Annotated in this window: 20 protein-coding genes; 7 read left to right on the top strand and 13 right to left on the bottom strand. The window is 57.9% G+C overall.

Translation table 11 applies throughout. The features are described from left to right. Positions 1-3: 3 nt before the first annotated feature. The 10 genes from GOW98_RS05160 to GOW98_RS05115 form a co-directional block, all read right to left on the bottom strand. Positions 4-780 carry an enoyl-CoA hydratase-related protein gene (locus GOW98_RS05160; protein ID WP_170330000.1) on the bottom strand — a complete coding sequence of 259 codons (777 nt, stop codon included), beginning with the start codon at positions 778-780 and terminating at the stop codon, positions 4-6. Between the two features lie 75 nt (positions 781-855). Continuing rightward, positions 856-1,311: a cytochrome c-type biogenesis protein gene (locus GOW98_RS05155; RefSeq protein ID WP_170329999.1), complete on the bottom strand. Its 456-nt coding sequence runs from the start codon at positions 1,309-1,311 to the stop codon at positions 856-858. Beyond that, the gene (locus GOW98_RS05150; RefSeq protein ID WP_170329998.1) at positions 1,308-3,272 is read right to left on the bottom strand and encodes a heme lyase CcmF/NrfE family subunit; all 1,965 of its coding nucleotides are present in this window, start codon (positions 3,270-3,272) and stop codon (positions 1,308-1,310) included. Before GOW98_RS05150 ends, GOW98_RS05155 begins: the two co-directional genes overlap by 4 nt. A 75-nt stretch (positions 3,273-3,347) precedes the next feature. Beyond that, complete coding sequence (locus GOW98_RS05145) at positions 3,348-3,926, bottom strand: holin family protein (protein ID WP_170329997.1); 579 nt, start codon at positions 3,924-3,926, stop codon at positions 3,348-3,350. Further along, positions 3,917-4,528, bottom strand: coding sequence for a holin-associated N-acetylmuramidase (locus GOW98_RS05140; RefSeq protein ID WP_170329996.1), 612 nt, complete (start codon positions 4,526-4,528; stop codon positions 3,917-3,919). The genes GOW98_RS05145 and GOW98_RS05140 overlap by 10 nt, the downstream gene beginning before the upstream one ends. 147 nt (positions 4,529-4,675) lie before the next feature. Beyond that, the gene (gene ccmE, locus GOW98_RS05135; protein WP_170329995.1) at positions 4,676-5,122 is read right to left on the bottom strand and encodes a cytochrome c maturation protein CcmE; all 447 of its coding nucleotides are present in this window, start codon (positions 5,120-5,122) and stop codon (positions 4,676-4,678) included. Positions 5,123-5,129: 7 nt separating this feature from the next. Continuing rightward, positions 5,130-6,158 carry an N-acetyl-gamma-glutamyl-phosphate reductase gene (argC, locus tag GOW98_RS05130; RefSeq protein WP_170329994.1) on the bottom strand — a complete coding sequence of 343 codons (1,029 nt, stop codon included), beginning with the start codon at positions 6,156-6,158 and terminating at the stop codon, positions 5,130-5,132. A gap of 94 nt (positions 6,159-6,252) precedes the next feature. Further along, the gene (locus GOW98_RS05125; protein ID WP_170329993.1) at positions 6,253-7,062 is read right to left on the bottom strand and encodes a glutamate racemase; all 810 of its coding nucleotides are present in this window, start codon (positions 7,060-7,062) and stop codon (positions 6,253-6,255) included. A gap of 8 nt (positions 7,063-7,070) precedes the next feature. Further along, a complete protein-coding gene (locus tag GOW98_RS05120; RefSeq protein ID WP_170329992.1) occupies positions 7,071-7,949 on the bottom strand; it encodes a lysophospholipid acyltransferase family protein in 879 nt (292 codons plus the stop codon). An 80-nt stretch (positions 7,950-8,029) separates the two neighbouring features. Further along, complete coding sequence (locus tag GOW98_RS05115; protein WP_170329991.1) at positions 8,030-11,449, bottom strand: indolepyruvate ferredoxin oxidoreductase family protein; 3,420 nt, start codon at positions 11,447-11,449, stop codon at positions 8,030-8,032. 169 nt (positions 11,450-11,618) lie between these two features. Here GOW98_RS05115 and GOW98_RS05110 point away from each other — a divergent pair, with 169 nt between their 5' ends. The 7 genes from GOW98_RS05110 (at position 11,619) to grxD (ending at position 18,683) form a co-directional block, all read left to right on the top strand. Continuing rightward, positions 11,619-12,527, top strand: coding sequence for a LysR family transcriptional regulator (locus tag GOW98_RS05110; RefSeq protein ID WP_170329990.1), 909 nt, complete (start codon positions 11,619-11,621; stop codon positions 12,525-12,527). Positions 12,528-12,805: 278 nt separating this feature from the next. Beyond that, a complete protein-coding gene (locus GOW98_RS05105) occupies positions 12,806-15,091 on the top strand; it encodes a mechanosensitive ion channel family protein (protein ID WP_170329989.1) in 2,286 nt (761 codons plus the stop codon). Between the two features lie 170 nt (positions 15,092-15,261). Beyond that, positions 15,262-17,421 carry a phosphoribosylformylglycinamidine synthase subunit PurL gene (purL, locus tag GOW98_RS05100; protein WP_170329988.1) on the top strand — a complete coding sequence of 720 codons (2,160 nt, stop codon included), beginning with the start codon at positions 15,262-15,264 and terminating at the stop codon, positions 17,419-17,421. A 135-nt stretch (positions 17,422-17,556) separates the two neighbouring features. Continuing rightward, positions 17,557-17,793 carry a BolA/IbaG family iron-sulfur metabolism protein gene (locus tag GOW98_RS05095; RefSeq protein ID WP_155147029.1) on the top strand — a complete coding sequence of 79 codons (237 nt, stop codon included), beginning with the start codon at positions 17,557-17,559 and terminating at the stop codon, positions 17,791-17,793. Continuing rightward, positions 17,790-18,047 (top strand): hypothetical protein, encoded by a 258-nt coding sequence (locus GOW98_RS05090; RefSeq protein ID WP_170329987.1) that lies wholly within the window; start codon positions 17,790-17,792, stop codon positions 18,045-18,047. The genes GOW98_RS05095 and GOW98_RS05090 overlap by 4 nt, the downstream gene beginning before the upstream one ends. Further along, positions 18,044-18,334, top strand: coding sequence for a hypothetical protein (locus GOW98_RS05085; protein ID WP_170329986.1), 291 nt, complete (start codon positions 18,044-18,046; stop codon positions 18,332-18,334). The genes GOW98_RS05090 and GOW98_RS05085 overlap by 4 nt, the downstream gene beginning before the upstream one ends. Further along, a complete protein-coding gene (gene grxD, locus GOW98_RS05080; protein WP_170329985.1) occupies positions 18,321-18,683 on the top strand; it encodes a Grx4 family monothiol glutaredoxin in 363 nt (120 codons plus the stop codon). Before GOW98_RS05085 ends, grxD begins: the two co-directional genes overlap by 14 nt. On the opposite strand, the gene GOW98_RS05075 is transcribed toward grxD, so the two are convergent. Genes GOW98_RS05075 through GOW98_RS05065 form a run of 3 tightly spaced genes read right to left on the bottom strand, consistent with a single transcriptional unit; the run spans position 18,684 to position 20,226 of the window. Beyond that, positions 18,684-19,037 carry an MliC family protein gene (locus GOW98_RS05075; RefSeq protein WP_170329984.1) on the bottom strand — a complete coding sequence of 118 codons (354 nt, stop codon included), beginning with the start codon at positions 19,035-19,037 and terminating at the stop codon, positions 18,684-18,686. Next, the gene (locus tag GOW98_RS05070) at positions 19,034-19,429 is read right to left on the bottom strand and encodes a cell division protein ZapA (protein WP_170329983.1); all 396 of its coding nucleotides are present in this window, start codon (positions 19,427-19,429) and stop codon (positions 19,034-19,036) included. The genes GOW98_RS05075 and GOW98_RS05070 overlap by 4 nt, the downstream gene beginning before the upstream one ends. Next, a complete protein-coding gene (locus GOW98_RS05065) occupies positions 19,429-20,226 on the bottom strand; it encodes a hypothetical protein (protein WP_170329982.1) in 798 nt (265 codons plus the stop codon). Before GOW98_RS05065 ends, GOW98_RS05070 begins: the two co-directional genes overlap by 1 nt. Between the last annotated feature and the right edge of the window lie 210 nt (positions 20,227-20,436).

Raw genomic sequence — 20,436 nt, 5'->3', positions numbered from 1 at the left:
GCTTCAGCGCCCCTCGAATTTCGGGGGGCGTTTTTCCATGAAGGCCACGACACCTTCGGCAAAATCGCGGCTGCGCCCGCAATCGCCCTGCAAATGCGCCTCAATCGCCAATTGCTGCGGCAGCGTTTTTTCATAAGTCCCACGAATGGCCTTTTTGATCGCTCCGAACCCGGCTGTGGGGCCGCTGGCGAGATACGCCGCGCGCTTACGCCAATGGGCGTCGAACGCGTCGTCGGGCACAGCCTCCCAGATCAAGCCCCAGTCATCCGCCTGCCGCGCACTGATCTTGTCGGCGAATAATGCGGCGCCCATGGCCTTGGCGAACCCCATCTGACGCGGCGAAAACCACGTTCCCCCTGCGTCAGGCAACAAGCCAATTCGGGCAAAGGCCTGAAGGAAATATGCACTTTCGGTTGCGATCACCACATCTGCGCAAAGCGCAAGGTTCGCCCCTGCCCCGGCGGCCGGCCCGTTAACGGCGGCAATGGTGGGAACCGGACAATCATAGATCGACTCCAACATCGGCTCGTATTCATCGCGCAGCGTCCGTTCCAGATCGATCTTGCCGGTGCTGGAGGAATCCCCGAGGTCCTGGCCCGAACAAAACGCACCGCCGGACCCAGTCAAAACAATTGCCCGTGCGTGACGTGCTGCATGCTTCATGGCGTGCGTGATCTCGGCCCGCATCTGGGCCGTCAGTGCATTCAGCTTGTCGGGACGGTTCAGGATAACAACCGCCAGATCGTCCGTGATGTCCAGCAGGACTGTTTCGTATTCCATGAACCCCTCCCCAAAATTTCCGGTCTTTTCGGAACCCTGACCGAAATGCAGTGGAAGGAAAAGCAGAACCCTGGGTCAGTCTTCAAGAATTTGGCGCAAACGCTCTTTCTCGGCGTCGGTTAATTTGTCCTTTTCACCGCTGGCTTGAACCTGAGACCGCTTGTGCAGAAAGCTCCACCCCAACGCCGCGGCGATCAGCAACATGATCGGACCTGCCAACCACAGCATCAGGTTCGAGCCTGACGTGGTCGGTTTCAACAGAACATATTCACCGTAACGATCTACGATGAAGGCAATCGCCTCTTGGTCCGTGTCACCGGCGACCAGTCGCTCCCGAAGAAGCAGGCGCAGGTCGCGCGCCAGCTCAGCGTTGCTTTCATCAATGCTTTCGTTACGACACACCAGACAGCGCAGCCCGGTGCTCAGGTCCCGGGCCCGTTGTTCCAGCACCGAATCATCCAGCACCTCGTCGGGCTGCACGGCGAATAAAGGCGACGCGATCAGAGACAGGATCAGGATAAGACGTTTCATTCCGCAGGTACTCCACCCGTTGGCGCCTTGCGAGCGCCGGCTGCAACCCGGAACCGGCGGTCCGACAGGCTGAGCAAACCGCCCAGAGCCATCAGTATACACCCACCCCAGATCCAGTTCGCCAGCGGCTTGATATAAGTCCGCATGACCCAGCCGCCATCGGCTTGCTGGTCGCCGATCACCACATAGAGGTCGCCAAGGAACCGATAGTCGATCGCTGCCTCGGTGGTGGGCATCCGCGCGACCGGATAGTCCCGTTTTTCAGGATGAAGCGTGCCCATTGGCCGCCCGTTCTTTTCAACCCGAACATCTGCCATGGTCGAGAAATAGTTCGGCCCTTCCACGCGTCGCACATCTTCCAGGGTCAGGGTGAACTGCCCGACCTCGAACGGCTGACCCGCTTGCGCGACGCGGATGTCTTCGACCTCCCAGGCCGTCAAGCCGGCAATGGCAAACATGGTCACGCCCAGACCGGTATGCGCCACGGCCTTGCCCCAATCTGCACCGGGCAAACGGAACAGGCGCTTGAGGCTGCCTTTGCGGCCCGTGCGGCTCCACAAATCGATGGCGGCGCCAAAGGTGATCCATGCACCAAGGAACAGACCAACCGGCCCCAGCGCACTGCGCCCCGTTTGCATCGCCCAGACAAGCAAGGCCAAAGCCAGCGCCAGCAGGAAGGCGTAGCGCAGGGAATAAGCGGTCTTGCCAAGCTTGCCGCGTTTCCACGGCAACATCGCACCCACTGGCAGTGCAATGCCCAAAGCAACCATGAACGGTGTAAAGGCCGAGTTGAAGAACGGCGCCCCGACCGACAGTTTGCGGTCAAACGCCATTTCGGCCACCATCGGCCACATCGTCCCGACGAACACGACGAAACAGCTGACGGCCAGCAGGATATTATTCAGTATCAGCGCGCTTTCGCGGCTGACCATGCCAAAGACGCCCTTGGCCTCCATCGCCTGCGCGCGCGCGGCAAACAGGGTCAGAGACCCGCCAATGAAGATCACCAGAATGAACAGGATGAACACACCGCGTTCGGGGTCATTGGCGAATGCGTGAACCGACGTCAGCAACCCCGACCGCACAATAAATGTGCCGATCAGCGAGAAACCAAAGGCAATGATCGCCAGCAGAATGGTCCAGCTTTTCAACGCTTCGCGCTTTTCCACAACGATAGCTGAGTGCAGAAGCGCTGCAGCCAAAAGCCACGGCATGAACGAGGCATTTTCGACAGGGTCCCAGAACCAGAACCCGCCCCAGCCAAGCTCGTAATACGCCCACCAAGACCCCAGCGCGATACCAATAGTCAGGAACACCCAGGCGGCCAGCGTCCAAGGGCGCACCCAGCGGCCCCATGCGGCATCCACGCGCCCCTCAATCAAAGCGGCAACAGCAAAGCTGAAGGCCATGCTCAAACCCACGTAACCCAGATACAGGAACGGCGGATGGAAGGCCAAACCGGGGTCCTGCAACAGCGGGTTCAGATCGCGCCCGTCAAATGGAGCCACAATCAGCCGGTCAAACGGGTTCGAGGTGAACAGGATGAAGGCAAAGAACGCCACAGCGATCGCGGACTGAACCGCCAGAACCCGCGCTTTCAACGTGGGTGGCAGACCGCCTCCAAAAAACGCGGCCATGGCACCGAACAACGAGACGATCAGTACCCACAACAACATCGAGCCCTCGTGGTTCCCCCATGTGCCGCTGATCTTGTAGAGCATCGGTTTGGCGGAATGACTGTTTTCAACCACCACCCGCAGCGAGAAATCCGAGGTCACAAACGCCCAGACCAGCGCCCAGAAAGAGAACCCCACCAGCAGGAACTGAAGGATGGCTGCAGGTTCGGCGAAGGACATCCATCCGGGCCACCGTTTGGCGGCACCAATCAGCGGAACCACCGACTGCACGATGGCAACAAGAAAGGCGAGGATCAGGGCAAAGTGGCCAAGTTCTGTAATCATGGCCCCGGATATAATCCCGTTGCCGGGCAAGCACCAATCACTTTCGCCCCTTTGGGGCGAGCATAGTGTCGCGGGTCAGGCCACGCGTTTACGCCTCCAATCCTCCAGCGCCGGGTTGACGTCCGGATGGCCTGCGCTTTCGGCCAAATCAACGTCTGTACCCGGATCGGCAGCCCCAATTCCATCGCTGCGCATGGCTTTCAACGCCCGCAAGTTTTCCAGCACCTGTGGGGTGCGCTGCATCGTGGCAGTGATTTCTCTCTGCATGTCCTGAACCTTGGCCTGATGACGTGCACCGAAATAAAACGACACGATCACCCCAAGCAGCCACCACAACGGTTCCGGCACCAAGGCGATCCCTTGCATCCGCGCCGCGAACCATAACGGATCGACCATTGCGGCGATGAACAAACCCAAAGTCCCAAGCGCCATCGCCGGGCGCGGCAACCGGTTGAGCCCGTCCATGAACCGATCGAACGTCCCCTTTTGCGGCGCCTGAAATTCCTGGCCGAACTGAATCATTGCCTGTTGCTGCAACGTCAGGCTGCGCTCGGCCCCGTTTTCGGCGTTTTCCCGAAAAATTTCAGTAGTTTCACGAACGACGTTGCGCCCGCCGCCAAACAGAAACGTCAAAACACTCGAGATCAATCCCATCCCGCAACCCTCCTTTGAAACTCTGCATCGCTCAGGTGATAGGTTGGAGAGACAAATTCCTCGGCCCGGCGAATCCACCCGCCTTTACCACCAGCCCGGCTCCGGGCGTATTTGCGGGAAGCGGGTCTGTGATCGGCCAGACGAAAGTAAAAGTTTCGTCGCGCGACCCCATAGGCATCGCGTAACGCAACCGGATCAGGGTCCGCAGCATTCTGGCAGGCCCGCGCAGTTTTCGGTCCAACCACACCGTCCGCCGCGACCCCAAACCCCATCTCGCGCAGCAGACGCTGAAGGATCTTGACCGCCTGCCTCCCCGCGTTGACGTACATGTCAAACACCGTTGAGTGCAGAACCTGCGGTAGCAGGCTCAGTCGGGGATGCTCAAAGTAATGCTGCACAAAGATATCGATAGCATGCGATTTGCTGAGCATTCGCACATCGGCCCCATTGATCGCCCCATCGCCCGACAGATCCAGCCCGAGACGCCGCATTGTGTGAATGGTCACACCGTATTTGGTCGCCCCGCCGGGATCGTCCGGATCATCCACAAACCCGCCTTCACGCGCCACGATTTCAGTTGCAATCTGTCGCACCGTCTGCATCGCACCCTCCGCCTTTGGTCCGACACACGGTTTCTCAAACCTGTTAAGTTCGCCCGACGAAACAGGGCGCTGCCCGCCTGTTGCGCGCAACGCCCGTTTCATCTTTTTCCGAAATACTCCCGCCGGAGGCACGCAGCGGAACTGCGGTCAGCTTTCGTCAGCTTCCTGATAAACGCCTTGCTCTTTCAGAGCATCCACTACCTCTTTCGGCATGTAGGTTTCGTCGTGTTTGGCAAGGATTTCAGTAGCTTCGAAAACTCCGTTCACATAAGAACCCGTACCCACCATGCCCTGATTTTCAGCAAACAGATCAGGCAGCACGCCAGTAAACGCCACCGGGACGCTCTCGCCCCCATCAGTCACGACAAAATGCACCGTTTCGCCCTGCCCGCGAATGATCGAGCCTTCCTCGACCAGACCACCGATGCGGAACACTTCGGTTGGTTTTGGCGGCTCGGCGATCACCTGGCTAGGGGAGCGGAAAAAGTTGATACCGTCCTGCAACGCATACCCAATCAACCCCGTGGCCACAACTAGGGCCACGACGGCCAGCAAAATGACTTGTACGCGACGGCGTTTCTTGAGCGTTTTCATTTCGTCCTCACGGGAACAACGGGGCCATCATTAGGCCCGCAGTTTCATCCTCACCTAACATCAGGTTAGCGTTCTGCAAGGCTTGTCCACTGCTACCTTTTGTCAGGTTATCCAATGCGCCAATCACGATGGCGCGACGTTCGATCCGGTCGCCAACAACACCGATATGGCAGAAGTTCGAGCCCCGTACATGGTGGGTTGAAGGCGTCTCGCCAAACGGCAACATCCGGATAAACGGTTCATTCTCATAGGCTTTGGCCAGCGCTTCATACACACTGGCTGGATCGCCCTTAACATAGGTCGTCGCCAGAATACCCCGGTTGGCCGGGATCAGGTGCGGCGTGAACTGCACATGCACGGCCCGACCGGCCAGCGACGAAAACTCCTGATCGAACTCACCCAGATGCCGGTGGGTGCCGCCCACGGCATAGGCATTGTACCCCTCGCTGAGTTCAGCGTGCAGCAGGTTTTCTTTCAGCGACCGACCAGCGCCAGACACGGCACATTTCAGGTCCAGCACGATATCGTCCAAATCAATCACGCCTGCGGAAATCAGCGGCCGTAGTACATACTGACCCGTTGCCGCATTACACCCTGTGCCTGCCACCAGCCGCGCCGCACGAATATCGTCGCGATAGAATTCGGTCAGGCCATAAACAGCCTCTTCTTGCTGTTCCAAGGCCACGTGCGGGTTACCGTACCACTTTTCATACTCATCTGCATCCCGCAGACGGAAATCCGCAGACAGGTCGATGATCTTCAGGTTTTTCGGCAGGTCGCGAATGACCTCTTGGCTGGTCTTGTGCGGCAACGCGCAGAAACACAGATCGATTTGCGAGAAATCAATCTCACTGATCTTGCACAGGTCCGGCAGGTCCATGTGACGCAGGTGCGGAAAAACCTGCGCCATCGACATCCCTGCCTTGCGCTCGGCGGCCAAGGCGGTGATTTCCATGTTCGGGTGCTCGGCGATCAGCCGCACCAGTTCGGCGCCGGTATAGCCGGAAGCACCCAGAATTGCGATTTTATGGGTCATGTCAGACCTCTTGTTCCATAGTGTCACATATCACGACCGCCGATGCGACGGCCTTCGAATAAAGGAGAGTGGGATGAGCCGTCCTTGACCTAAGTCAGGCGGCTTCGAACGTGATTTGTCGTCGGAGGAACTGCGTGGCCCGATCACTGACAAATCCTGGCTTGCCGGTTGTTAGAAAGCCGCCTTGGCCCTCACCCTGCATTTTCGGGTGCCGTTGCAGGTAGTCCGCAAGGCTTTCAGCCACCAGAGCACCCTGGCTGAACACCTGAACGTCCGGGCCCAAGGCAGCCTGAAAGGTTTCGGCCATCAGCGGATAATGGGTGCAGCCCAGTATCGCGGCCTGAGGTTCCGGCATTTTCCGTTTCAGCGCATCCACATGGCTGCGCACCAGCGCCTCGGCCAGGATCATGTCGCCGTCTTCGATGGCATCGACAACACCGCCACAGGCTTGCGCCTCGACGTCCACACCAATTGCGCGAAACGCCAGTTCCCGCTGGAAAGCGCGGCTGGAGACCGTCGCAGGCGTGGCAAAAAGCGCCACATGTTTCACGGCAACCTCACGTGGAGGGCTATTGTCACCCCATTGCCGCTCGGTTAGGGCTTCGATCAGCGGCACAAAAACGCCGAGAACGCGTTTGCCCTCGGGCACACCCTCTTCCTGCATCCGGCGCAACGCGGCGGCACTGGCGGTGTTGCAAGCCAGAATCACCAGATCACAGCCTCGATTCCACAGGCCGTAAACGGCGCGGCGCGTCAGGTCATAGATATTCTCGGCATCGCGCACGCCATAGGGCGCATGGGCGCTGTCCGCAAAATACAGGAAATCCACGTCCGGCAGACGTTTCTGCGCGGCGTCCAGAACGGTCAGACCGCCCAATCCAGAATCAAAGATGCCTACTGCCATTTGCCCCTTTAGGCGCGATGCCGTTCCTCAAACTCGTAGCCGTAGTCGTAAGACTTCAGCGGCGTTGGGGAAAGCTCATACGTGGCTTTGCGCAAGAAATCCATCATCTTGCGCGTGTCCTTGGCCAAAGGGTCTAGAACGTCGCGCCCGATAGGGTCGCCAATGACAACCTTGACCGGAGTATCCACCCGTTTTTTGAACTCTTTGATCAGCAGACCCATGCGCAAAGTGCTGTGCAAGTGGCTGGCGATCTGGAACAGGCGCGAGGTGTGACCGTCAAAGAAAACCGGCACGACGGTCGCGTTCGACTTGGCCACCATCCGCGCCGTAAATCCGCGCCAGCCCGGATCCATCGGGTGCGAAAAAGGTTTGACGCCCGTGCTGACTGTACCACCCGGGAATATCCCGATCGCGCCGCCCTCACCCAGATAATTCAGCGCGGTTTTCCGTGTCTCAAGGTTCAGCTTCATCGCCTCTTTGGTCTCGTCAAATGAGATCGGCAGGATGATGCGGTTTATGTCCTCGGCCTTGCGGAACACGCGATGGGCCAGAATTCGGAAATCACCGCGCGTCTCGGACAACATGTGCCCCATCATGAGGCCATCCAGAATGCCGTATGGGTGATTGGCGATCAGGATCAGCGGGCCGGTTTTCGGAATGTTCGACAGACCCCCGCCGACGACATCCAGCGACAGACCATAGCGATCTACCATCACAGTCCAGAAATCACGTCCATCGGTCACTTCTTTCTCATAACCATCCGCGCGCTTAATCAGACGCAAACGGCCTGTGGTGTTCTCCATAAGTTTGATCACCATCTTCCCGCCCTTGGTTTCGGCGGAATGGGCATAAGAAATGTCACGAGCGACGTGGCGGCGCGAGGGCATTCGAGTCTCCGAGGTTTGCTGCCTGCAAGATAGGTTTAAGCAACAATTTTGCCTAGGTTTCGTGACAAGACCGTGACGATTTACTCGGCAGCTGCGCGCAGTTCAGGCCCGCCGTCACGGATCACGGCCAGCAGTTCCTCGCGCCTATTGGCTGCCTTGGCCTCGTTGGCGCGCAACACCGGCCCGAATCCGCGAATGTCCAGCGGCAGTTGCGCAAGGGCTATAACAGCATCCCGTGTCTGCGGTGTAACAAGCGGTGTTATCTCTTTGATATCCCGTTCATATTGCTTGATCAGGCTCCGCTCCATCCGCCGTTCGACACTGTAACCGAAGATGTCCAGCGGCGTCCCGCGCAGGACTTTAAGTTTGGCCAGAACCTTCATCGGCTTCAGCAACCACTCCCCATAGGCCCGTTTCTTAGGTCGACCGTCCGACCCGGTGCCACCTAGAATGGGCGGAGCCAGGTGAAAGGTCATTTTGAAAGCCCCATCGAACTCAGCTGCGGCCTTTTCTCGGCTGCCCAGCATCAACCGGGCGACTTCGTATTCATCCTTATAAGACAACAGCTTGTGATAGCCTTTCGCCACGGCTTTTCGGATACCTTCATCGTCAAACGCATTGATCAGTTTGAGATACCGCTTGGCCAGACGGCCACTTTGGTAGGCGGTCAGGTGCTGGGCACGGAAATCGATGATCTGATCCAGAGTTTTCGGCATTTCAGCCGTATTAGGCTCGAGAATCCCAGCAACCTCCTGCGGATGCAGCACGGCCCAGCGACCGATGTCGAACGCGCGTTTGTTGCGCTCGACCGCCGTACCGTTCAGTGCGATGGCGGACAAGATGGCCTCATGGCTGACCGGTAACAGACTGCGTTGCCACGCCGCGCCGAAGATCATCATGTTGGAATAAATCGAGTCCCCCATCACGGCGCGCGCCAGTTCGGTTGCATCGAACAGTGAGACGTCTTCTTTCAACCGCGCTTGCAAGGACAGTTTGAGCCGATCACCCGGAATGCGGAACTCGGTATTGCGGGTGAAGTCGCCGGTAACAGTTTCATGAGAGTTGACGACAGCCCCGGTTTGACCCACCCGCGTCAGCCCCAGCGTCTTCGCCCCTGCGGACACCACCAGATCGCCACCGATCAACGCGTGCGCTTCGCCCGTAGCCACACGAATGGCGCTAATATCCTCGGGGCGGTTGGCCAGACGGCAGTTGATATGCACGGCGCCGCCCTTTTGGGCCAGGCCTGCCATCTCCATCATGCCCGCGCCTTTGCCGTCGATCTGTGCGGCCTGGGCCAGAATTGCGCCCAAGGTCACAACACCAGTACCCCCGACCCCGGTAATGACCACGTTATGCGTCCCCTTGATTTCGGGCAGCACGGGTTCGGGCAGGTCCGGCAAGTCGATCTCGGTCGTTGCTTCCTTGCGGATATGCGCGCCTTCCAACGTTACGAACGACGGGCAAAACCCATTTAGACAAGAGAAATCCTTATTGCAGCTGGATTGATCGATGGTCCGTTTCCGGCCCAATTCGGTTTCTTTCGGCACGATCGAGACGCAGTTCGATTGAACCCCGCAATCCCCGCAGCCTTCGCAGATATCGGTATTGATAAAAACCCGTTTGTCCGGGTCCGGAAACGCGCCCTTTTTGCGCCGACGTCGCTTTTCGGCCGCGCAGGTCTGGACGTAGACGATGACCGAGACGCCCTCGATTTCGCGGAACCGCTCCTGCACCTGCATAAGTTCGGAGCGTTCAAAGGTGTCAACTCCGGCAGGCAGAGCCTTAAAATTCAAATCTTCTTTTTTATCATAGACCACGGCGACATGCTGAACACCCATGGCTTTGACCTCGGCCACGATCCGTTCTGCGGTTAGGCCGCCTTCGTTCTCTTGCCCGCCGGTCATCGCGACGGCGTCATTGTAGAGGATCTTGAAAGTGATATTCGTCCCTGCCGCCAAGGCCGCGCGGATCGCCTGCACTCCCGAGTGGTTATAGGTACCGTCGCCAAGGTTCTGGAACACGTGTTTGGTGGTCGAAAATGGCGCCTCGCCGATCCAGTTCGCGCCCTCACCGCCCATCTGGGTAAAGCCAGTAGTTTCCCGGTCCATCCACTGCACCATGTAATGACAGCCGATACCCGCATAAGCACGACTGCCATCGGGCAACCGGGTTGAGCTGTTATGCGGGCAACCGGAACAGAAATACGGCAGGCGTGTCGCGATTTCCTCGGCATTATCGGCACGGCGGGCTTCAGAAAGCCTGGCAAGCCCGGCACGGACACCGTCGGTATCGCGACCTTCTTCAATCAGAATTCCGCCCAGTTTCTCGGCGATCATGATCGGATCTAGTGCGCCACACGTCGGGAAAAGCTCCTCGCGATGCAGGGTCCCGGCCCCGCCTTTGTACCAGCCATAGACGCGACGGCCGCTGCGATCGTCAAAGATGGCCTCTTTGACCTGCACCTCGATCAGCTTTCGTTTTTCTTCAACGATAACAATTAGGTCTAACCCTTCGGCCCAATCATGGAACCCGGCCATGTCCAGCGGGAAGGTCTGACCGATCTTGTAGGAGGTGATGCCCAAACGCTCGGCTTCATCCTCGTCGATGTTCAAAAGAGACATCGCGTGCGTCAGGTCCAACCAGTTCTTGCCCGCCGCGACAAAGCCGATCTTAGCCCCCGGCTTGCCCCAGACCCTCCTGTCCATCTTGTTGGCGCGCGCGAATGTCTCTGCCGCGAAGCGCTTGAAATCGATGACCCGCCCTTCCTGCAGGTGCGGCGTGTCGCCCAGACGGATGTTCAGCCCACCTTCGGGCATGTCGAACTCGGGCACGACCAAATTCATCCGGTCGGCGCTGCCATCTACGACCGAAGTCACCTCGATCGTGTCCTTCATCGTCTTCAGCCCGACCCAAAGGCCAGAGAACCTGCTGAGCGCGAACCCATAAACGCCGTAATCCAGAACCTCCTGAACCCCCGCCGGGCTGACAATGGGCATGTACATGTCAACCAGAGACCACTCGGACTGGTGCAAAACAGTCGAGCTCTCGCCAGTATGGTCGTCGCCCATAGCCATCAGCACGCCGCCGTGTTCGGCGGTGCCCGCCATGTTGGCATGGCGCATTACATCGCCGGACCTGTCCACGCCCGGCCCCTTGCCGTACCAGAGGCCGAACACACCGTCGAACCGCCCGTCCCCGCGCAGCCCCGCTTGTTGACTGCCCCACAGGGCCGTCGCGGCCAGATCTTCATTCAGGCCATATTGGAAAGTGATGTTGCTTTCGGCGAGTTGTTTCCGGGCTCGCATCATCTGTTGGTCCACGGCACCCAATGGAGAACCGCGGTACCCAGTCACGAGACCTGCAGTGTTTAACCCTGCCTGCATGTCCCGCGCTTTTTGGATCAGCATCAGGCGTACCAGCGCTTGCGTGCCGTTCAAAAGGATAGGGTTCTTTTCCAGATCAAACCGGTCATTCAGCGATATTTGTGGCTGACTCATCAGACGCCTCCCCTCGTCAGATCAGTGTGCTACATTTTCACCCATTTTAGGTCATAATTTCTGACCCGTATAGAGTTTATCCGCTGAAGCCAAAGGATTTCAGCCTTTGAATGTGGAAGTTGTTACCTATTTCATATAGGCGTTCCGAAAGATAACGAAAGTTGCGGCGATGGATTGGGACAAGCTTAGGATATTTCACGCAGTGGCGGATGCAGGCAGCCTAACTCATGCGGGTGACAAGCTGAACCTGTCGCAATCGGCCGTCAGCCGCCAGATCAGGGCACTGGAAGAGTCACTTGATTCAACCCTGTTTCACCGCCATGCGCGCGGGTTGATCCTGACTGAACAAGGTGAGTTGCTGTTCGATGCAACCTCAGCCATGTCTAAACGTCTTGACGCCGCTGCCGCGCGCATCCGCGACAGCGAAGAAGAAGTCTTTGGCGTTTTGCGCGTTACCACCACTTTCGGCTTCGGTACGCTGTGGCTGGCCCCCCGCCTGCCGAAACTGTACGACCAATACCCCGATCTCAACATAGATTTGATGCTGGAAGAACGCGTTCTGGACCTTCCCATGCGCGAGGCCGACGTGGCCATTCGGATGAAGGAACCCAGCCAGGCTGATCTGGTCCGCAAGCGACTGATGACCGTACAGATGATGCTGTACGCCACTCAGGAGTATATCGAAACACACGGAGGGATGCTGGGTTCTTTGGACGAGATCAAAGATCACCGGCTTATCTGTCAAACGCCTTCGGCCCCGCAGGTTGGAGCCAGCGCATCAATGGTCCGGCACCTGATGACTTATAATCCCGGCTCGCTGCTAACTGTGAACAACTATTTTGGCGTTTTACAGGGTGTGCTGCATAATCTTGGCATCGGCGTCTTGCCGGACTACGTCACACAGGATTTCCCGCATCTGGTGCCGGTTCTGTCCGATATCGAAACCGCTGACGTTCCCGTTTACCTCGCCTACCCCGAGGAGTTGCGCCATTCCAAGCGCGTCGCGGCCTTCCGCGACTTCGTTCAGGACGAGATCATCGCCCAACGCAAACAGTTGAAGCAGATGGGAAAACTCTAGCTATGCGCACTCGGCATAGCGGACATGTTCAGCAATCAGTCTGAAACATCTTGATCGTTCACAAACTGATCCCTAAATGAGCACTCGAAGGCGGTGATGCTGAAACGCTCATCATCTTCGTACCTCCCTGTTGGACTACGGCCGAGCTTAGTGCTCGGCCTTTTTTTTGCTTTTGGGCCACGTATGCAGCTCCGGTTGGCAAAACATCTGGGAAACTCGGGTACTTAGACCTATGATCACGAAAAAATCACGACGACTTGTGTTCGAGGACAGATTCGATGTTTCAACCCCTTCGCCTATTGCTGGCGATAATTTCCGTTATTTTCTTTACTGGGCCTGTTCTGGCACAGGAAAACGGCGCAACCAGTTCCGCTAGTACCGTTAGCATTCCCGATGATTTGACGCCTGAGCAGGTGGACGATCTGGTCGCGCGCATGTCTGACGATCAGGTCCGTGCCATCCTGTTGGAACGTCTGGATGCGGTCGCCGAACAAAAAGCCGCCGAAGCTGAGGACCGGGAAGATCCAATTAAAGAAATAAACGCGATTTGGGCCGCGATGGTGGCCTCATGGACGCATGTAATTGTCACCATACCCAATCTTTTCAGCGCTCAAGCACATGCAGTCGACAATTTTGTCGGCACCTTTGGGACAAACGGTGCTTTCGTTCTGATGGGATTGGTTCTGAGTGTACTGATCGTCGGGTTGGTAGCCGAAAAGCTGTTCGGTTTTCTTACTCGCAAGTGGCATAGACCTCCCGCAGCCGAAGACGAAAATGATCTTTGGGGTGCCGTCCGGTACCTCTTTGGCCGGTTTTGCCGTGAAATAGCAGGCTTGGTCGTGTTCTATGTGGTGATACGTGCTGTCGGACGAGGCCTTTTGAGCCCGGAACAGTTAACCTATGCCGCGCCCTTCGTTTTCTACCTGATCTGGATTCCCCGTCTTGGAGCGGCCGCATCACGGTTCATTCTAGCTCCGAACCAACCGCATTATCGGCTTGTCAATATTGACAACCATTGGGCCAAGTACCTGCACCGCAATCTGATCGGTCTTTTGATCCTGATCGGGCTGACGCTGTTTATCCTGCATTTCAACAGGCTGAACGGAGTCACGGGAGGCGAAACGCGCATCGGATTCTGGCTCAATGCAGGGATTCACATATATATCGGCGTTATTGCCTGGAAGGCGCGTGAAGGTCTGTCGCAGATGATGCTGGGCACCGACCCCGACCGCACCAAATTCGACGAGGAAGTAGCACATTACTACCCCTATTTTGCGATCGGGGTCTCGGCCGTGATCTGGCTTCTGGTTGAATTCCTTGCAGCGCAACGCGATCCCATGATCCGCAACCTGCTTTTGAAAGGCGCGCATTTCACAACCATGTTCTGGCTGCTGATTGCGCCAGCGTTGGATACCCTGATCCGCGGCTTGGTGCGCCATCTGCAGCCACCTATGATGGGTGAAGGCCCAGTGGCCGAGCGGGCGTATAAATCCACGAAACGCAGTTATATCCGTATTGGTCGGGTACTGGCTGGGATACTGGTCATCCTTATGATTGCGAGAGCATGGGACCTGGACCTTCAGGAAATCGCAGGTGGCGGTGATGAATCCGGCAGCAAGTTGATCCAGTTCTTCATCATCATTGCCGTCGGTTACATCCTGAACGAGGTCGTCTCGCTCTGGATCAACCGTCGCCTGGCCAAGGAACAAACCGCCTCCGAACAAAGCCCCGATGAAGAAGCCGGCGAAGGTGGTGGTTCTGGCGGGTCGCGTCTGGCGACAGTTCTGCCCCTTCTGCGTGTGACCGCTCAGGCGGCCATTGCGGTGATTTTTGTCCTGCTCGCCTTGGGCGCGTTGGGGATCAACATCACGCCGCTTCTGGCCGGTGCCGGTGTTCTAGGTCTGGCCATCGGCTTTGGTGCCCAGAAACTGGTGGCCGATATTGTCGGTGGGATATTCTTCCTGGTGGATGATGCCTTCCGTGTCGGCGAATATGTCGATGTTGGCGGCACGACAGGTACGGTCGAGAAAATCTCGATCCGCTCGATGCAGCTGCGCCACCACCGCGGCCCGGTCCACACCATTCCCTACGGTGAGATTCAGAAGCTGACCAATTACAGCCGTGACTGGGTGATCATGAAGCTGAAATTCACCGTGCCCTTCGACACCGACCCCAACAAGGTAAAGAAAATCTTCAAGAAGATCGGTGCCGAGATGATGGAGGACGAGACCCACAAGGACGGTTTCCTGCAGCCCTTCAAGTCTCAGGGTGTGTTCGACTTTGACGATGTAGGCATGATCATCCGTGGTAAATTCATGGCCAAGCCGGGTAAGCAGTTCACGCTGCGCAAGGAAATCTTCAACCGGGTCAAAGCCGCGTTTAAGGAAAACGGCATCGACTTTGCCCGCCGCGAGGTACGCGTTGCGATCCCCGGTCTGGATGACGCCGATCACCTGACCGAGGAACAAAAGGCCGCCATCGGCGCTGCAGCCGGAGAGGCCGCCAACCAGCAAGCCGAACAACAGGCGCAGAAACCCGGCTCGGCACACGGCGCGCCAGAATAATCCGGAACCCTCTGAAAACCAGAATGGCCGCCCTGCTGACCCAGCCGGGCGGCCATTTTTAAACCCGCAGACCGCGTCAAACTATGCCTTGCGGGTCTTAACCCTTTCCACGGGCGCGCCCTTGCCCTAAAAGGCGCGCAATCTCGGCCCACTTGGACACAGGACAGAAGATGCAAGAGCCCGCAATCACACCCGATCTGATCGCCGCACATGGGCTCAAGCCCGACGAATACGACATGGTCCTCGAGATCATCGGGCGTGAGCCGACATTCACCGAACTGGGCATCTTTTCGGCGATGTGGAACGAGCATTGTTCTTACAAGTCCTCGAAGAAGTGGCTTCGCACCCTCCCCACCTCGGGTCCTCAGGTAATCTGCGGACCGGGTGAGAACGCGGGCGTGGTCGACATTGGCGACGGTCAGGCCGTGGTTTTCAAGATGGAAAGCCACAACCACCCGTCCTACATCGAACCCTATCAAGGTGCAGCGACCGGCGTCGGAGGCATCCTGCGTGACGTCTTCACCATGGGTGCACGTCCGATTGCCTCGATGAACGCTCTGTCCTTCGGCGAACCCGGCCATCACAAGACCCGTCGACTGGTCAACGGCGTGGTCGAAGGCATCGGCGGCTATGGAAACTGCTTTGGCGTTCCCTGCGTCGGCGGCGAAGTCCGCTTCCACTCGGCCTATAACGGCAACTGTCTTGTGAACGCATTCGCCGCCGGTCTGGCCGACAGCGACAAGATTTTCTACTCGGCGGCGTCGGGCGTCGGCATGCCCGTTGTGTATCTGGGCGCCAAAACCGGCCGTGACGGTGTTGGTGGCGCAACCATGGCCTCGGCCGAGTTCGACGACACCATCGAAGAAAAACGCCCCACCGTTCAGGTCGGTGACCCTTTTACCGAAAAGCGCCTGATGGAAGCGACGCTGGAGCTAATGCAGACCGGCGCCGTGATCTCGATTCAGGATATGGGTGCAGCTGGCCTGACCTGTTCCGCTGTTGAAATGGGCGACAAAGGTGGTCTGGGCGTGCGTCTGGATCTGGAGAACGTTCCTCAGCGCGAAGAGAACATGACCGCTTACGAAATGATGCTGTCGGAGTCTCAGGAACGCATGCTGATGGTTCTGAAGCCTGAGTTGGAGGCTGAAGCCCGCGCCGTGTTCGAGAAATGGGACCTCGACTTCGCTATTGTTGGCGAGACCATCGCCGAAGACCGCTTCCTGATCGTCCACAATGGTGAGGTCAAAGCCGATCTGGTCCTGTCGAAACTATCCTCGACCGCGCCGGAATATGACCGCCCATGGGTTGCAACACCCGAGGCTGAAGAGCTGGCCGAAGTGCCTCAGATCGACCCGATCGACGGCCTGCGCGCCCTGCTCGCCTCGCCCAACTATGCGGGCAAGCAGTGGGTGTATGAGCAATATGACACCATGGTTATGGCCGATACTTCTCGCACGCCCGGACTGGGTGCTGGCATGGTCCGCGTCCACGGCACCGATAAGGCGCTTGCTTTCACCAGCGACGTGACCCCGCGCTATGTGCGCGCCAACCCTGTTGAAGGCGGCAAGCAGGCCGTAGCCGAAGCCTATCGGAACCTGACCGCCGTAGGTGCCAAACCGCTGGCGACCACCGACAACCTGAACTTCGGCAACCCGGAAAAGCCCGAGATCATGGGCCAGTTCGTTGGTGCCATTCAGGGTATTGGTGAGGCTGTGGCCGCACTGGACATGCCCATCGTTTCGGGCAACGTCTCGCTGTATAACGAGACCGATGGTCAGGCGATCCTGCCGACCCCGACAATTGGCGCGGTTGGTCTGCTGTCCCACACCGATGAGATCATCGGCAACGAAGTCCGCGAGGGCCACGTGGTTCTGGTCATCGGCGAAACCAACGGCCATCTGGGTCAATCCGCTTTGCTGGCCGAGGTCTTCAACCGCGAAGATGGCGACGCGCCGCATGTAGATCTGGACGCTGAAAAACGGAACGGTGACTTCATCCGCGCCAATCGCGAGATGATCAAAGCCTGCACCGACTTGGGCGATGGCGGTCTGGCACTGGCAGCCTTCGAACTGGCCGAGGCCGCAGGCGTGGGTGTTCACCTCGACGATGCCTCGACCGAGTTCCTGTTCGGCGAAGATCAGGCCCGTTATCTGGTGGCCTGCAACTTCGATCAGGCCGAGGCTCTGATGATTGCAGCCGGTCAGGCCGGCGTTCCGCTGGTTTCTGTTGGTCGCTTTACAGGTGACAGCGTACGCATCGGCAACACCGAGGCCGCGCTTGAGGATTTGACAGCCACCTTCCGCAGCAGTTTTGCCGAGGCCGTGGCCTGACCATTGATCACGATTTGATCGCAAAACCTGCGTCCTGATGGGCGCGGGTTTTGTCGTTTTCGGACCCACTTCACACCCTTGCGCGCCCCGCCTTGGCGCTCTACATCTTGGGAAAGACCTTCAGGAGTTACCTACATGCCGATGAGCGCCCACGAAATCGAACACCTGCTGCGCGAAGCCTTTCCGGATGCGGAAATTCAGGTCGGCGGGCATGACGGCGTACACATGTCCGCCATGGTCGTGGACGAAAGCTTTCGCGGGAAAAACCGGGTACAACAGCAACGCGCGGTCTATGCGGCGCTGAAAGGCAAGATGGACGGCCCGGACGGAGAGTTGCACGCGCTGGCGTTGACGACGAAAGTGCCTGAATGAGCACAGCTTTTTGGGCATACTCGATTTGGGGCGTTGTGCTGTTAGCCATCATCGGCGTGTACATGGTGGCGATTTTCAGGCGTAGCAAATCAAATCGAAAACCGGTTACCCGGACTCCCAAAGGTGCGACTCCCAGCCAAAACGCTACACTGGTTGCTTCAAGCTTTAACGGACTTAATGGGGATCAAGGGCAAGCTGGACTAATTCCAAGAGACCCTCATGAATACGCCAAAGCCATGGCTCCAAAAGAATGAGTGGCTGGCTGTTCTGGATAGGCGCAATAGCAACATTGGTTGTTGCCGCCGCCCTGATCGAAGCCTATGTGAAGCGGAACAGAAAACGTAACCTCACCGACATGCGTCCGGACCCGGACCAGATCAGCAAGGTTGGTGGCATCGAAAGATACGGGCTGGACCCACTGGCCCTGGCGCAAGCCGAACACCGACGGTTGGAGGAAGAAGGATGGACCTCTGACCCGTCACAGAAGGAAACGACCACCGCGGATGCGGGTGAAGAGGACAAGCAAGATGAGCGACGTTAAAACTCAGATCGACGAAACCGTCAAAGCCAACGATGTGGTGCTGTACATGAAAGGCACCAAGGAAATGCCCCAGTGTGGGTTCTCGTCCCGCGTGGCCGGTGTTCTGAACTACATGGGTGTGGACTACACCGATGTGAACGTTCTGGCCGATGAAGAGGTGCGTCAGGGCATCAAGGACTATTCTGACTGGCCGACCGTGCCGCAGCTTTTCGTCAAAGGTGAGTTCGTTGGCGGTTGCGACATCATCACCGAGATGACCCTGTCGGGCGAGCTGGATACACTGTTTGACGACAACGGCGTCGGCTACAACAAGGAAGCCGCAGACAAGATCCGCGAAGCGAACGCCTGATCAGCGGCTGCTGCAGTTTTGTAGAACGATTTGCTCGCTGGCGGCATCCGATCCTGCCGCCAGATAGCCCACGGTGGCGTCCCAGCCTTTTGAACGTAAGATGTACGTCCCTGCCCCTCCTGACGATTCGTAGCGAATGCCTGATCCGCTTTCGGCTTGCTGCAGGGTGACCAGTTGATTGTCCACGACCATAGCCGCTGCGCTAGACCCGTCCGGAGCGTTGAAATAGGCAACTTCCAAAGGAACCCCGTTATCGCAAGTAAATGTGACCGGCAGAATGTCGATCTCAGCCCAGGCCAAACCGGCTGGGAGCGCCATCATCACGGCACAGGTTAGGGTTCTGACAGCGCTCATTCGGAAGACCTTTCTTCGATCACAGAGGCCAGTGCTTCTGCTCGTGCGGCCAGTTCCGCTAGGGTATCTGTCACCGAAGGCGGCACAACGGCCACCTCAATGCGCTCTGGCTCTGGCGGCGGCATGTTTCTAAGCGCGTGTAACTCTGCTTCGACAGAGGCCAGCTTAGCTTCGAGCGCCATGATTTTTTCTTCCGTCCCGGCTGTTTTATCCGCCAACATCAAACCGGCCATCAAAAGCATACGAGATTCAGGCATGCGGCCGATCTGATCAGACAGAACCTGTGCTTCGTCATCCAGCATCTTGGCTGCGGAATGCAGAAAAGCCTCTTCGCCTTCCTGACAAGAGACGTCAAAGCCGCGTCCACCGATTTGAATGGTCACTTCGGGCATTATTCCACCTCTCCTTCCGCCAGTTTCGCTTGCGACAACAGCGGTTCAAGTCTGGCCAAAACTGCGTGTGCCTCGGCCGCATCCGTTGCCTGCGCGGCGCGCGTCGCCTCAAGCTCGGCCACTGTGGCGCGATTGAGCAGATCAGCGTCGGGAAGGCCATCTTCGGCCGCAGCGCGTAGTTCGTCCACCGATTGGCGCAGTTGCTCGTTCGCTTTGCGCATCCGCTGCAGATCATCATCCAGCCGTGACATTGCTGCCCCGTGACTGGCGCGTTCAGCACGCAGCATATCCAGTTCAGCGCTCAATTCGGACACACGCTCGCTATCGGCCAGTTCCGATCTAAGGCGCTGGTTTTCTGCCTCAACGGCCTGCGCAGCACTGACCGCCGCCGCCAGTTGAGCATTTTCAGCTTTGAGCGCTTCAAGCTCATCCTGATTTTCCAGCGCCGCCTTGGCCGCCGCCAATTCCGCACGGGCGGCCTCGACCGAGGCCAGCTTTGCAGTCGCCGCTGCCAGTTGTTCGCGCAACGCTCCATTTTCGGGATTTTCCACCGGCGCCGTCCGCAGGCTTTCCATGTCGGTGCGCATGGCATCGACTTCCCGTTCGTGACGTTCCTTCAGTGTTTTCAGACGTTCTTCCAACTGCGCATTGGCGACGCGTTCGTCATCCAGTGCCGCACGCAGGGTATCATCCGCACCCACGCCCACCGGGGCCACATCCCTCAGCGCCTCAACTCCGGTTCCAATACGATCCATCGCGGCAATGATACGGCGCTGTAGTTCTTCGATCTGGCTCATGCCCCTGCCACCTCTTAACCAAGGTTCCTTGCTTCTCAGTTGTGTCCGAATCAACATCAACCGTGTCTTGGCCTAGTCTAACCCAACGCGGTGGAAAATACCCACTGTTTGCTTTCAACAACTTGGGCCGGGTTCTTGAACCACACAAAAGTCAGAAAGCCCGGTTCCGCTTGCACTTTGGGGGGTGGATGGTATTGAGCGCCCATCTGC

Origin of the sequence: Ruegeria arenilitoris, from assembly GCF_013032445.1 — a bacterium.
Classification (GTDB): Bacteria; Pseudomonadota; Alphaproteobacteria; order Rhodobacterales; family Rhodobacteraceae; genus Ruegeria; species Ruegeria arenilitoris_F.
This window is presented reverse-complemented; position numbering and strand designations above follow the sequence as displayed.